The sequence below is a fragment of the Streptomyces aurantiacus genome (genome assembly GCF_001418335.1).
In the GTDB taxonomy this organism is placed as follows: domain Bacteria; phylum Actinomycetota; class Actinomycetes; order Streptomycetales; family Streptomycetaceae; genus Streptomyces; species Streptomyces aurantiacus.
Window position 1 is genome coordinate 44811 of record NZ_LIPP01000017.1, and the last position, 13387, is coordinate 58197.

14 protein-coding genes are annotated in these 13387 nt (G+C 70.9%); 10 read left to right on the plus strand and 4 right to left on the minus strand.

What is annotated here, in order from left to right; genetic code table 11:
* Nucleotides 1-38 precede the first annotated feature (38 nt).
* Both AOK01_RS02400 and AOK01_RS02405 read left to right on the plus strand, forming a co-directional pair.
* Nucleotides 39-293, plus strand: a complete 255-nt coding sequence (locus AOK01_RS02400; RefSeq protein WP_055507846.1) for an MbtH family protein — start codon at nucleotides 39-41, stop codon at nucleotides 291-293.
* Nucleotides 290-499 carry a hypothetical protein gene (locus AOK01_RS02405; RefSeq protein WP_055507848.1) on the plus strand — a complete coding sequence of 70 codons (210 nt, stop codon included), beginning with the start codon at nucleotides 290-292 and terminating at the stop codon, nucleotides 497-499. Before AOK01_RS02400 ends, AOK01_RS02405 begins: the two co-directional genes overlap by 4 nt.
* A 56-nt stretch (nucleotides 500-555) precedes the next feature.
* Here AOK01_RS02405 and AOK01_RS02410 read toward each other — a convergent pair whose 3' ends face one another.
* On the minus strand, nucleotides 556-1215 hold the full coding sequence (locus AOK01_RS02410) for an isochorismatase family protein (RefSeq protein WP_055507850.1): 660 nt from the start codon (nucleotides 1213-1215) through the stop codon (nucleotides 556-558).
* Between the two features lie 192 nt (nucleotides 1216-1407).
* Between AOK01_RS02410 and AOK01_RS02415 the strand changes: the two genes are divergently transcribed.
* The 7 genes from AOK01_RS02415 to AOK01_RS02445 all read left to right on the plus strand — a co-directional run bounded on the left by AOK01_RS02415 (nucleotide 1408) and on the right by AOK01_RS02445 (nucleotide 8722).
* On the plus strand, nucleotides 1408-2145 hold the full coding sequence (locus tag AOK01_RS02415) for a helix-turn-helix domain-containing protein (RefSeq protein WP_055507852.1): 738 nt from the start codon (nucleotides 1408-1410) through the stop codon (nucleotides 2143-2145).
* Between the two features lie 47 nt (nucleotides 2146-2192).
* Nucleotides 2193-3581 carry a M24 family metallopeptidase gene (locus AOK01_RS02420; RefSeq protein WP_055507876.1) on the plus strand — a complete coding sequence of 463 codons (1389 nt, stop codon included), beginning with the start codon at nucleotides 2193-2195 and terminating at the stop codon, nucleotides 3579-3581.
* 116 nt (nucleotides 3582-3697) lie between these two features.
* Nucleotides 3698-4639, plus strand: a complete 942-nt coding sequence (locus AOK01_RS02425; protein ID WP_055507878.1) for a thiamine pyrophosphate-dependent dehydrogenase E1 component subunit alpha — start codon at nucleotides 3698-3700, stop codon at nucleotides 4637-4639.
* Nucleotides 4627-5607: an alpha-ketoacid dehydrogenase subunit beta gene (locus AOK01_RS02430; RefSeq protein WP_055507854.1), complete on the plus strand. Its 981-nt coding sequence runs from the start codon at nucleotides 4627-4629 to the stop codon at nucleotides 5605-5607. The genes AOK01_RS02425 and AOK01_RS02430 overlap by 13 nt, the downstream gene beginning before the upstream one ends.
* A gap of 87 nt (nucleotides 5608-5694) precedes the next feature.
* Nucleotides 5695-7059 carry an amidohydrolase family protein gene (locus tag AOK01_RS02435; RefSeq protein WP_055507856.1) on the plus strand — a complete coding sequence of 455 codons (1365 nt, stop codon included), beginning with the start codon at nucleotides 5695-5697 and terminating at the stop codon, nucleotides 7057-7059.
* Complete coding sequence (locus tag AOK01_RS02440) at nucleotides 7056-7952, plus strand: cupin domain-containing protein (protein ID WP_055507857.1); 897 nt, start codon at nucleotides 7056-7058, stop codon at nucleotides 7950-7952. Before AOK01_RS02435 ends, AOK01_RS02440 begins: the two co-directional genes overlap by 4 nt.
* An 80-nt stretch (nucleotides 7953-8032) precedes the next feature.
* On the plus strand, nucleotides 8033-8722 hold the full coding sequence (locus AOK01_RS02445) for an SDR family NAD(P)-dependent oxidoreductase (protein WP_055507860.1): 690 nt from the start codon (nucleotides 8033-8035) through the stop codon (nucleotides 8720-8722).
* Between the two features lie 54 nt (nucleotides 8723-8776).
* Here the strand turns inward: AOK01_RS02445 and AOK01_RS02450 are convergent, their stop codons facing one another.
* Both AOK01_RS02450 and AOK01_RS02455 read right to left on the minus strand, forming a co-directional pair.
* Entirely contained in the window at nucleotides 8777-9475 is a 699-nt protein-coding gene (locus tag AOK01_RS02450) for an HhH-GDP family DNA glycosylase (protein WP_055507862.1), read from the minus strand.
* Complete coding sequence (locus AOK01_RS02455; RefSeq protein ID WP_055507864.1) at nucleotides 9472-9843, minus strand: DUF3140 domain-containing protein; 372 nt, start codon at nucleotides 9841-9843, stop codon at nucleotides 9472-9474. The genes AOK01_RS02450 and AOK01_RS02455 overlap by 4 nt, the downstream gene beginning before the upstream one ends.
* 191 nt (nucleotides 9844-10034) lie before the next feature.
* Between AOK01_RS02455 and AOK01_RS02460 the strand changes: the two genes are divergently transcribed.
* Nucleotides 10035-10871 (plus strand): sulfite exporter TauE/SafE family protein, encoded by an 837-nt coding sequence (locus AOK01_RS02460; RefSeq protein WP_055507866.1) that lies wholly within the window; start codon nucleotides 10035-10037, stop codon nucleotides 10869-10871.
* 153 nt (nucleotides 10872-11024) lie between these two features.
* On the opposite strand, the gene AOK01_RS02465 is transcribed toward AOK01_RS02460, so the two are convergent.
* The gene (locus AOK01_RS02465) at nucleotides 11025-13169 is read right to left on the minus strand and encodes an MDR family MFS transporter (RefSeq protein ID WP_079103108.1); all 2145 of its coding nucleotides are present in this window, start codon (nucleotides 13167-13169) and stop codon (nucleotides 11025-11027) included.
* Nucleotides 13170-13387 lie beyond the last annotated feature (218 nt).

A 13387-nucleotide genomic window follows, 5' to 3' on the forward strand; every position in this document is an offset into this window, starting at 1 on the left:
GATAGAACCGATCAAGCCGATCAAGCCGAAGGAGCGTCATGAGCACCAACCCGTTCGAGAACCCCGAGGGCACCTACTCCGTGCTCGTCAACGACGAGGGCCAGTACAGCCTGTGGCCCGACTTCGTGGACGTGCCGGCCGGCTGGACCGTCGCGCACGGACCGGCTGCCCGCCAGGAGTGCCTGGACCACATCGAGGCCAACTGGACGGACATGCGGCCCAAGAGCCTGGTGGAGCGGATGGCCCAGACGGCGACGGCGACGGCGACGGCCACGGGCACGGGGACGGCGTGAAGGCGTACGCCCATCTGTGGCAGGGGACGCCGTATCCGCACCGGTGGGTGCTCTGGGACACCGCGGGGGACGTCCTCGTCTTCGACCGGGACGCCAACTGTCCGGTGGACATCGACGACGGGGCCGTGCGGCGCGAGGTCCTGCGCCGGATGCGCGAGGCGGGCGTGCCGGAGAGCGACGACTATCCGGGGCGCCCCTGCGCGTGAACGGAACGGACTGCCGACGGACTGCCGACGGACTGCCGACGGACTGCCGGGGGGCGTCACATGCTGTGTGCCGCCTTGCCGTGCAGCAGGTGGCGGATCAGCTGGTCGGTGGTGCAGACGACGCCGGTACGCGCGATCCACCGCAGCGCCATGGAGTGGTCCTCGGCGGAGAAGTCGGCCACCGCGTCGGCCACGACGAACGGCTGGATGTCGTGCATGAAGGCGTCCGCGGCCGTGAGCAGGATGCCGAGGTGCGCCCGCACCCCGCAGAGGATCAGCTGATCGCGCCCCTCGGCGCGCAGCAGCCTGCCGAGGTGGCTGCGGAGGAACGCGTTGTGGCGGACGTTGACCATCAGGTGTTCCCCCACCCGGGGCGTGAGCGACGCCACGACCGCGGCGTCCCCGTCGGGCTCCGGGCCGATGCCGGGCCCCCAGATGTCGCGCATCAGGCCGCGCTGGCCGGGGCGTTGCGCGGCCGGTTCGGCGCTGAAGACGATCGGCATGCCGAGGGTGCCCGCGAGTTCGCGCAGGGTCGCGATGTTGTCGACCAGTTCCACGACGGGTGAGCGGTCCGGCGGAAAGGCCCGGACGAAGTGGTTCTGCATGTCGTGGACCAACAGCGCGGCCCGTGCCGGGTCGATCGCCCAGGGCGGGCCGGCCACGGGCACCGCGGAACGGTCGGGCATGGCATAGGAGTTGATGACGGGCAGGACCATGGGCGGACGCCTCCCTGATGGTGTGGGTACGCGAGCCCGGTGCGAGGAACTTAGCTTAGCCTAAGCTAAGTTGGCTGGCGTCGTGGTCGTGTGTCGGCCACGTGTTTGCCGACTGGCCCCCCTTACTGCCCGGCCGCACTGTTCAATGAAAGTGAACAGTGCACACATTCGTGAGAGTGAGAGGAGCGGCCCGTGTCCCCTGTCGTGGTGCCGCCGGTCGGCGCGCGCATTCGCCGGGCGCGTACGGCACGAGGTATGAGCCTGCGTGCCCTGGCCCGGGAGATCGGGGTGTCCGCGAGCCTCGTCTCGCAGATCGAGACCGGGAAGAGCCAGCCGTCGGTGAGCACCCTGTACGCGATCACCACCGCGCTCTCCATCCCGGTCGAGTCGCTCTTCGACGCCGACCCCGGGGAGGGTGCGGCTCCCGCCCCCGTGGCGGCGGTCGGCGAACGGCGGCCGGCGCCCGTGGGCACACCGCCCGGCACCGGACCGCCCGGCACCGCACCACCTGGCACCGCACTGCCCGGCACCGTAGCGCCCGACACCGTGCTGCACGCACTCGCCGCCTTCGCCGCCGACCCCGGCCGCAGGATCGGCCCGTTGGTCAAGGGCGGTGAACGGGAGGTACTTGAGCTGGACTCGGGCGTCGTGTGGGAGCGGCTCGGCCGTGTCCCCGGCGTGGACGTCGACTTCCTGCTCGTGACCTACCGCCCCGGCGGGGCCTCCTCCGGCACGGGCGGCCTGATGCGGCATTCCGGGACCGAGTACGGCTACCTGACCTCCGGCGAACTGGTCCTCACGCTCGGCTTCGACGAGTACGTGATCCGGCCCGGCGACGCGGTCTCCTTCGAGTCGACGACCCCGCACCGCTACCGCAACGACGGCAGCGAACCGGCCGTCGGAGTGTGGTTCGTGTTCAGTATGCCTTGACACTTTCCCCGGATGGTCGTTCACTCCGGATGAGGGTGGTGGTCGTCATGGCAATCCGCACATTCGGACCGAACGCCGTCGACTGGGAACAGCGCATCGACCTCGACCGGCTCCGCAGGGAGCGGTTGGACCGGCTCCACGAGGCCCTGAACCGCTCGGAGTTGGGCGCGTTGCTCAGCTTCGACTTCGCCAACATCCGCTACATGTCGTCCACCCACATCGGCACCTGGGCGATGGACAAGCTGATCCGCTTCGCGCTGCTCGTCCGCGGCGGCGAACCGATCGTCTGGGACTTCGGCTCTGCCGCCCGACACCACCAGCTCTTCAACCCGTGGCTCGACCACGGCGACGGCAAGGGGGGCGGCAAGGAGGGTGGCACGGAGGGTGGCACGGGAGGCGGCCAGGGGGGCGGCCCGCCCACCGGCGCCCGCGCCGGCATCTCCACCCTGCGCGGCGCCTTCCACCCGGACGCCGCGATCGGCGCCGACGTCGCGGCGAAGGTGGCGGCCGAGCTGCGCGAACACGGCCTGGCAGGCGAGCCGTTGGGCGTCGACATCGCCGAGATGCCCGTCCTGCACGCCCTCAAGGAGCAGGGCATCGACGTCGTGGACGGCCAGCAGGTGTTCCTGGAGGCCCGCCGCGTCAAGACGCCCGACGAGATCTCCCTGCTCACCCAGGCCTGCTCGATGGTCGACGCCGCGTACGAGGAGCTGTACGGCTACCTGCGGCCGGGCGTGCGCGAGAACGAGTGCGTCGGGCTCGTCAGCAAGGTCCTCTACGACCTGGGCAGCGAGTACGTCGAAGGCGTCAACGCGATCTCCGGGGAACGCTGTTCACCGCATCCGCACGTCTTCAGCGACCGGCTGATCCGCCCCGGCGACCCCGCCTTCTTCGACATCCTGCACAGCCACCTCGGATACCGCACCTGCTACTACCGCACGTTCGCCGTCGGCAGCGCCTCACCCGCGCAGCGCGACGCGTACGTCCGCTGCCGTGCCTACATGGACGAGGCCATCGCGCTGGTGCGGCCCGGCGCCACGACCGCCGACATCGTCGAAGTATGGCCGCGCGCCCAGGAGTTCGGCTTCCCCGACGAAACCGCCGCGTTCGCCCTGCAGTACGGACACGGGGTGGGCCTGTCCATCTGGGAGAAGCCCATCTTCAGCCGCCTGGTCTCGCTCGACCATCCCGAAGTGCTCGAACAGGGCATGGTGTTCGCGCTGGAGACGTACTGGCCGGCCGCGGACGGCTGGTCGGCCGCGCGCATCGAGGAGGAGATCGTCGTCACCGCCGACGGGTGCGAGGTCATCACCAAGTTCCCGGCGGAGGAACTCCTCGTCGCGGGCCGCAAGTACTGGACCGTCGGCGGCGCACTCGACACCCGCCGCGAATCCCAGTCCCATCTGAACACCCGCGAGGGCAGGGGGGAACGATGACCCGCGCCCCGCAGCCGGAAGCCCGCGGCCTGGACATCACTGACCCGGACAGCCCGGAAACCCGCCCGGAGGGCACCGGCCCGGATGCCGGTCAACTCCTCGCCCTCTACGAGGAGATGGCCGTGATCCGGCGCACGGAAAAGGCCGCCCACGACCTGTTCATGACCGGCCTCGTCAAGGGCACCACCCACCTCGCCGCCGGCCACGAGGCCGTCGCGGTCGGCGCGAGCGCGGCCCTGCGCGACGACGACTACGTGTTCGCCACCTACCGCGGCCACCACCACGCCCTGGCCCGCGGCGCGACCCCCGAGGAGTGCCTCGCCGAACTGATGAGCCGCGCGACCGGTCTGTGCGGAGCCAAGGGCGGCTCGATGCACCTCACCAAGGCCTCGCGCAACATGCTCGGCTCGTACGCGATCGTGGGCGCCCATCTCCCCATGGCGGTCGGCGCCGCCTGGTCGGCCCGGCTGCGGGGGACCGAGCAGATCGCCGTGGCCTTCTTCGGCGACGGCGCGACCAACATCGGTGCCTTCCACGAGGCCCTCAACCTGGCCGCCGTGTGGAAGCTGCCCGTGCTGTTCGTCTGCGAGAACAACCTGTACATGGAGTACACCGCGATCGCCGACGTGACCGCCGTGGCCAACCCGGCGGCCGACCGGGCGCCCGCCTACGGCATCCCCGGCGAGATCGTCGACGGCAACGACGTGGTCGCCGTGCGGGAGGCGGTGGCCAGGCTCGCGGACCGGGCACGGGCGGGGGAGGGGCCGAGCCTGCTGGAGGCGCAGACGTACCGGCACTTCGGCCACAGCCGCGCCGACCCGGCGGCGTACCGCCCGGCCGAGGAGGTGGAGCGCTGGCTCAAGCACGACCCGCTGGACGTGGCACGCGGCCGGCTCGCCGACCTCGGGGTGCCGGCCGAGACGGTCGACGCCGCCGACGAGCGCGCCGCGGCCGTCGTACAGGCGGCCGTCGAGGCGGCGAAGAACGCGCCGGCGCCCGATCCCCGTGAGGCGCTGACCGACGTATGGGCCGACGGAGGTGCGCAGTGGCGGACGTGATCACATACCGGCAGGCGGTCGCCGAGGGCATCGCGCGGGAGATGCGGCGCGATCCCGCGGTGGTGTGCCTCGGCGAGGACATCGGCGCGGCGGGCGGGGTGTTCAAGACGACGGCCGGGCTGCACGAGGAGTTCGGTTCCGGGCGGGTGTGGGACACGCCGATCTCCGAACAGGCCATCGTCGGGGCGGCGATGGGCGCCGCGATGACCGGCATGCGGCCCGTCGCGGAGATCATGTTCTCCGACTTCCTCGCCTGTTGCTGGGACTACCTTGCCAACGAGATACCCAAGGTGCGGTACATGACCGGCGGCCAGGTCACCGTGCCGCTGGTGGTGCGTACGGCCAACGGCGGCGGCCTCGGCTTCGGCGCGCAGCACTCCCAGGCCACCGAGAACTGGGCGCTGACGATCCCCGGACTGAAGATCGCGGCACCGGCCACCCCCGCCGACGTCGTCGGCATGATGGCGGCGGCCATCCGCAGCGACGACCCCGTGGTCTTCTTCGAGCACAAGGGACTGCTCGCCGCCAAGGGCCCGCCCGCGCCGCCGGACCACGTCGTCGAACTGGGACGCGCGGCCGTCGTACGCGAGGGCGCCGACATCACCCTCGTGGCCCTCGCCTCGATGGTGCCCGTGGCGCTCACCGCGGCCGAGCGGCTGGCCGAGGAGGGCATCGACGCCGAAGTGATCGACCTGCGCTGCCTCGTGCCGCTCGACACGCGGACCGTGCTCGGCTCGCTCGCGAAGACCTCACGGCTCGTGACCGTCGAGGAGAACCCCTACCAGGGCGGCTGGGGCGGCACGCTCGTTTCGGTCGTCGCCGACGAGGGGTTCGGTCTCCTCGACGCGCCCGTCCGCAGGATCGCGGCTGAAAACGTACCGCTGCCCTTCGCGGACGCGCTCGAACAGGAGGTCATCCCGACCGTGGACAAAGTCGTGGCGAAGGTCCGCGACCTCAGCGCGTACTGAAACCCGGCAACTTCGGCACGAAGAGAACTGGGCACGAAGAGAACTCGGCACGAAGAGAACTCGGCATCAAGAGAGGCGAGTAGGGCGATGACGACGACCAATCGAATGCTCCTGCGCTCGGGCCACGTGCTCTCGATGGACCCCGACATCGGGGACCTGCCCGACGGTGACGTCCTCATCGAGGACGGGAAGATCGTCGCCGTCGCACGCGACATCAGCGCGGACGCGGAGGTGCTCGACATGACCGGCCGCATCCTCGTGCCGGGCTTCGTCGACACCCACCGGCACACCTGGGAGACACCCATCCGCGGCTGCGCCCCCAACGCCACCCTCGACGACTACTTCGTCGAGGTACTGGACACCTTCGCGCCCGTCTACAGCCCCGAGGACGTCTACGCGGGCAACCTGGCGGGCTCGCTGGAATGTCTGAACGCCGGGATCACCACCCTGGTCGACTGGTCCCACATCAACAACTCGCCCGAGCACCCCGACGCCGCGGTCCAGGCACTCGGCGAGACCGGCATCCGCGCCCAGTACGCGTACGGCAGCGCCAACACCTCGCTCGCCGACTACTGGTACGAGAGCAAGATCGCGGTGCCCGGGGACGACGTACGGCGGGTGCGGGAGCGGCATTTCTCCTCCGACGACGGCTTGCTGACCATGGGCCTCGCCACCCGCGGACCCGGCTTCTGCAGCAACGACGTCGTCGAGGCCGAGTGGCGGCTCGCGCGCGAACTGGGCATCCCCATCACCGTGCACGTCGGCATGGGACGGCTCGCCGGCCGCTTCGGGATGGTCAAGCAACTGGACGGCCTCGGGCTGCTCGGCTCCGACACCACGTACGTCCACTGCTGCTACTTCAGCGAGGAGGAGTGGCGGCTGGTCGCCGACAGCGGCGGCACGGTCTCCATCGCACCGCAGGTGGAGACGCAGATGGGGCACGGCTGGCCGCCCGTGATGAAGGCGATCGAGTACGGCCTCCGACCGTCCCTGAGCATCGACGTCGTCACCACCGTGCCCGGCGACATGTTCACCCAGATCCGCGCGGCCTTCGGCGCCGAGCGGGCCCGGGTGAACGCGGTCTGCTGGCAGGCCGACACCCCCGTCCCGGAAACGATGTTGACGGCACGTCAGATGCTGGAGATCGTGACGGTCAACGGCGCGCATGTCGCGGGACTTGAACACCGCACCGGTTCACTGACCCCCGGCAAGCGCGCCGACGTCGTCGCGATCGACGCGACCGCGCTCAACGTCGCGCCGCTCATCGACCCGGTGGCGGCCGTGACGTTGAGCGCGGACGTCTCCAACGTCGAGACCGTCATCGTCGACGGCGTCGTCCGCAAGCGCGACGGGAAGCTGCTCGGCGACGTCGGGCGGGCCCGGCGCCTGGTCGAGGAGTCCCGCGACCGCCTCACGGCGGCGGTCGCGGCGCGTGGGAAGCGAGAGGCATGACACACCACGTGATCCGCTGGGCGGCGGACGCCACGTTCGCCGCCCCGCCCCAACTTCCGTACGAGAGCACGGGGTTCACGCGGCGGACCGTGGTCGGCGAGGAGGACGGCACCGTACACACGGGCTTCGGCGTCTGCGAACTGGCGCCGGACGGGACGGTCGGGGCCCACGTCCACTCGTACGAGGAGTCCTTCCACCTGCTCTCCGGAACCGTGATCCTCGATACGCCCGAGGGCTCGTACCTCCTGGCGGAAGGCGACTACGGACTGCTCCCGACGGGCGTCCCGCACGCCTGGCGCGGCGCAGGAGACACCGTCGCGCGCTGGGCGGACATGCTCGCGCCGGTGCCGAGGGCGCGTTACGGGTACGACACCCGGGCTGTACCGGCGCTGCCCGCCCCCGCCCCGGCCCGGATCGACGTACGCGACCCGCGCACCCGCTCCTACGGACACTTCGAACCCGGCCAGATGGACCCGGGAAAGCAGTCCCAGGACCTCCTCGCCGTGTCGGCCAGCATGCGCACCGCGCTGCTCGTCTACAGCGGGATCACCGTGAAGATGATGGTGGACGCCGACCTGGGCGCGGTCGCCTCGACGATGTTCATGGTCCAGTACGCGGCCGACGGCGTCGCGGGCGCCCACGACCACCCCTTCGAGGAGACGTACCTGATCGTCGAGGGGGCCGTGGACGCCACCTTCGACGGCGAGCACTACCGGCTCGGCGTGGGCGACGCCGCCTGGGCGGGGGCCGGTTGCGTCCACGGCTTCACCAACGCCGGTACGGGACCCGTGCGTTGGCTGGAGACACAGGCACCGCAGCCGCCGTCGCGACACTCCTACCGGTTCGCCCGGGACTGGGACCATCTGCGCGACAAACTGGCGGACACCCCATGAGCCAGGCATGAGCCAGGCATGAGCCAGGCATGAGCCAGGCATGAGCCAGGCATGAGCCAGGACGTACCGGAGGAGAAGCAATGAGCAGTGTTGTCGTCATCGGCGGTACGGCCGGCATCGGCCACGCGTTCGCCCGCACCCGCGTGGCGCGCGGCGACGAGGTCGTACTCACCGGCCGCGACGCCCACCGCGCCGGCACGGTGGCCAAGGAGGCGGGCGCCCGTGGAATCGCCCTGGACCTCTCCCGGCCCCGGGAGATCGCGGGCGCGCTGGCCGGTGTCGAGCGGGTCGACCATCTCGTCCTCGCCGGCATCTCCCGCGACCAGAACAGCGTCACCGAGTACGACATCGAGGCCGCGCTGCACCTCGTCACCCTCAAGCTCGTCGGCTACACCGAGGTCGTCCACACGCTGCTGCCGCGGATGACCGAGGAGAGCGCCGTCGTGATCTTCGGCGGCCAGGCCAAGGAGCGGCCCTATCCGGGCGCCACCACGGTCGCGACGGTGAACGCGGGCGTCACAGGCCTGGTGCGCACCCTCGCCACCGAACTCGCCCCGATCCGCGTCAACGCCGTCCATCCGGGCATCGTCGGCGACAGCCCGTTCTGGGCGGGAAAGCCGGCCGAGGTGCTGGAGGACGTCCGCACACGGACCCCCTCGGGCCGGCTCGCCCGCATGGCGGACGTCGTGGACGCGGTCGACTTCCTGTTGCGCAACACCGCGGTCAACGGGGTCAACCTCGCTGTGGACGGCGGCTGGCTGCTGAGGTGAGCGTGGCCGCCCCTTCGCTTCGGCGCCTGCTCTCCTGCCCGGTCGGTCAGGCGGTCAGGCTGCCTTGGAGCGCCCTTCGCGTGCCTGCCGCAGACAGTCGTCCACGACGGACTTGTCGAGCGCCGCTCGTACCAACGCGGCCGACAATACGGCCGGTTCGGTGTGCCCGGCGAGTTTCAGCAGCCGGTCGGGCTTCTTCGGCAGGCCGAGCCGGGCCGCGCCCTCCAGGGCCTTCTCATCGAGGTGGGGCGCGACCTCCGGCCACACCTGCTGCACCTCCCGCAGGAAGATGTCCACACCCGCTGGGCCAAGACCCGGCACCTCCCGCAGCAGGCTCCGCAGCTCGTCGAGGTCGCCGTCCGCCGCCTTCCGCATCCGGCGCGGATCTCCGCCCCAGCGGTCCAGCAGCAACTCGGCACCGTCACCGAGCTGGGTCGCCGTGCGCTCGTCGTACCGTCGGTAGCCGCCCCGGCCCAGTGCGTCGACCCGCTCCTGCCAGGAGGCCCCGGCCATCCGGCGCGGATCGCGCAGCCCCGCCTCGTACAGGGCTCGGGTGGTCGCGAGGGCGACGGAGCCACGGATACGGGCGCTGAGCAGACAGGCCATGACCAGGGTCCGGTACAGCGGCTGCGGGGTGTTGCGCAGCCGGATGCCCGCCTCCTCGGCGAACGTACCGCCGTGGTCGGAGACCAGCGCTTCAAGGACCCTCTCCGCCTTGCCGCCCTTGCCGCCCTTGCCGCCCTTGCCGCTCATGCCGTCGGCCTGTGCGGGTCGTGGCCCAGTGTCATCAGGCGTTGGCGGCGACGGGTCTCCGCGGCCTCGGACTCGTGCTCCGGCGCGTGCGCGGATACGTACTCGGGGTCCGTCTCGGCCGTGACGGTGTCGACGACCTCGTACATCACGTCGAGGTCGTCGTCGGTGAGGTCGATGCGACGCTTCTGCAGGATGGCCAGCACGTGCTCGCCGGTGGGCGACCCCGTGTGCTCGGGCGGCGACTGCGACTCCTCGGCCGCGTCGGCCGCGTCGCTGACCCGCAGCCAGGCGGCCAGCTCCTGTGAGGTCATGTTCACCACGCTGTGGAACTCGGCCCACAACGCGTCGAGTTCGAGAGCGTCGGCCATCGGGTGTCCCTTTCGTCCGTGGGCCTCTTGCCGGGGCGGCGTGCGTCCTCGTCCGCGCAGGCCCGAGTTCCCAGCGTGAATCCGTGAAAACACCCGTCCCAGGACGCGGGGCCGTCGGTGGTGGGGGCAGGGGTCACCTGGCGAGACGCCCCTGACATGGCCGGATAGGTGGGCATAGCATCGGTTCTCGCATGGACACGATGACGCTCTGGCACATAACCCCGTGGGAGTTCGCCGCCCTCGCCGCCGCCGCTCTGCTCGTCGGCTTCTCGAAGACCGCCGTGAGCGGAGCCAACACGGTCAGCCTCGCGATCTTCGCGGCGGTCCTGCCGGCCCGGGCGTCCACGGGGGTGCTGCTGCCCATCCTCATCGTCGGGGACGTGCTCGCCGTCCTCACCTACCGGCGGCACGCGCACTGGCCGACCCTGTGGAGACTGTTCCCGGCGGTCGCCGCGGGAGTGGTCGTCGGCACGGTGTTCCTGCTCCGGGCCGACGACGAGATGGTACGTACGTCGATCGGCGCCATCCTGCTGCTGATGGCCGGGGTCACCGTATGGCGCCGCCACAAAGCCGAGGCGGCGGAGGCGGCGGAGGCGGCGGAGACGGCCGAAGTGGCCGGAGCGGCCGAAGTGGGCGAGGCGGCCGGGCCGGACGAGGAGCCCGACGCGGTGGCCACCCGGACCCAGGCCCGTTCCTACGGAGTGCTGGGCGGCTTCACCACGATGGTCGCCAACGCGGGCGGCCCGGTCATGTCGATGTATCTCCTCTCCGCCGGCTTCCGCAAGCTCGGCTTCCTGGGCACCTCGGCCTTCTTCTTCCTGATCGTCAACGTCTCCAAGGTGCCCTTCAGCGTCGGCCTCGGCCTGATCGACGGCCACTCGCTGCTGCTGGACGCGGCCCTCGCGGCCTTCGTCCTGCCGGGCGCCCTCATCGGGAAGTGGGCGGTCGACCGGATCAACCAGCGCTTGTTCGAGCGGCTGGTGATCGCGGCGACGGTGCTGGGCGGCGCCCAGCTGCTCCTGCGCTGAACAGTGCAGCCCCTGGTCCCTAGGGCCCTTCTGATGGNNCTCGCCGCACCGGGCACAGACCCAAGTACGTCCAGTACGCGGGCCTGTGCCCGGCACGCCGAGAGCACGCACCGGACGCCGCTCCTTCACCCACGGAGATCCATCAGAAGGGCCCTAGCGGCTGCTCTCCGACGCCGTGGCCGTGGCCAGGGCCCTGGGGCGGGGCTCCGTCGACGCGTCGTTCGTCAGGTCCTCGACCAGCAGGCGCTTGGCGATGCTGTCGACGGCGACGCGGACGTCGTGGCCCGAGGGGCGGCCGAGGTCCTGCTCGACGCGGTCGGCCAGCCAGTCGGCCCACGCCTCGCCGATGACGCGGGCCTCGCGGGCACCGGCCTCGGTGTGGGCGAAAAGAGAGCCCTCGCGGGTGAGGTAGCCCTCGTCGACCATGCGCTGGAAGACCGGCACCAGGGCCTCCGGGGGCATGTGGCGGCGGGCGGCGATCAGGGAAAGATTGGCGTGACCGACCATCCGGGTGAACAGCTCGACCTGCATGACGGCCCAGGCGCCCGCGATGTCCAGCCGGGTGTCGGCCTCGACGATGAGCCGGCGCATGGTGTCGGGACGCGTATCGCCGATGATCTTCCCGACCGAGGCTTCCAGGCGCTGCCGGCTGTCGGCCGCGGACGGGGTCGCGAAGCCCTCACCCAGGTCGGTGGACCCCATCCGGGCGCTGTCGCGCAGCTGCACCTGCTTGAGGAAGAGGGAGACCAGGAAACCGAGCAGCGCCACGGGCACGGTCCACAGGAAGACCGTCTGGAGGGTGTCCGCGTACGCCCTCACCACGGGAGTGGCCGCCGCCGACGGCAGGCTGTGCAGCCCTTCCGGGCTGGTCGCCGCCCTGCTGACGACCGCGGGGTCGGTCCCGCTCCTGCGGGCCGCCTCGGCGACGCCGTCCGCCAGGTTCGGCTTCAGCGTGTTGGCGTAGATCGTGCCGAAGACCGCGGTGCCGAACGAGCTGCCCAGCGTACGGAAGAAGGTGACGCCGGACGTCGCCGTACCCAGGTCGGTGTACTCGACGGTGTTCTGCACGGCGATGGTGAGGACCTGCATGCACAGCCCGATCCCCGCACCGAGCACGAACATGTAGAGCGAGGAGAGCCAGGTGCTGGTGCCGCTGCTCATGAGCGAGAGCAGATAGAGTCCGACGGCCATCACCAGGGCGCCGATGGTGGGGAAGATCCGGTAGTGGCCGGTCTTGCTGATCACGTTGCCGCTGAAGACCGACGCGATGAGCAGGCCGATGACCATGGGCAGCGTCCGCACGCCGGAGACGGTCGCCGAGTCGCCGTCCACGTACTGCAGATACGTCGGCAGGAACGTCATCGCGCCGAGCATCGCGAAGCCCACGATGAAGCTGAGGATCGAGCAGACGGTGAAGACGGGGTTGCCGAACAGGCGCATCGGCAGCATCGGCTCGGCCGCGCGGGTCTCGACCAGGCAGAAGGCCGCGAGGGCGAGCACACCGCCCGCGAAGAGGCCGATGATGGTGGGCGAGCCCCAGGCGTACTCGTTGCCGCCCCAGCTCGTCGCCAGGATCACGGCGCTGGCGCCGACCGCCACGAGGGCGATGCCCAGATAGTCGATGACCGGCCGGGACGGCGACTTCACCACCGGGATCGTGCGGGCCGCGGCCACCACGACGAGGATCGCGATGGGGACGTTGATGTAGAACGCCCAGCGCCAGGTGAGATGGTCGGTGAAGAGACCGCCGAGCAGCGGGCCGATCACGGTGGCGACGCCGAACACCGCGCCGATCGCCCCCTGGTACTTGCCGCGCTCCCGCAGCGGGATCACGTCGGCGATCAGGGCCATCGCGGTGACCATCAGACCGCCCGCGCCGATGCCCTGCATGGCCCGCCAGGTGATCAGCAGCAGCATGTTCGAGGAGAGGCCGCACAGGAACGAGCCGGTGATGAAGATGATCGCCGAGGCCTGGAAGACGACCTTGCGGCCGAACAGGTCACCGAACTTGCCGACGAGCACCGTGGCGACGGTCTCCGCCAGCAGATAGCTGGTGACCACCCACGACATGTGCTCCGCGCCGCCGAGATCCGACACGATCGTCGGCAGCGCCGTACCCACGATCGTCTGGTCCAGCGCGGCCAGCAGCATCCCGAGCATGATCGTCACAAAGACGACGTTGCGGCGGCGCTTGTCCAGCACGGGGGGCTGCGTGGCGGGTGCCTCCGCGGCGGGCTGCCCTGCGGTGTCGATGGTCGTCACACCGGTCAGCTTCACACCGCCCGGTGGGGTGTGCATGCGGGGCCGTCCACAGGGGTGCGGACGGGGCTGGGTGCGGGTGCGGTTCGGCGAGGCGGGCCTGTGGAGGAGAGACGATGAGTGATCCAGGCGTGGCCCAGGGCCCTTCTGATGGATCTCCGCGGCGTCGCGACGCCCGGCACCCCCCCCAGCCTCCGGCCGGGGGGACCCCCACTCGCCGCACCGGGCACAGACCCAAGTACGTCCAGTACGTGGGC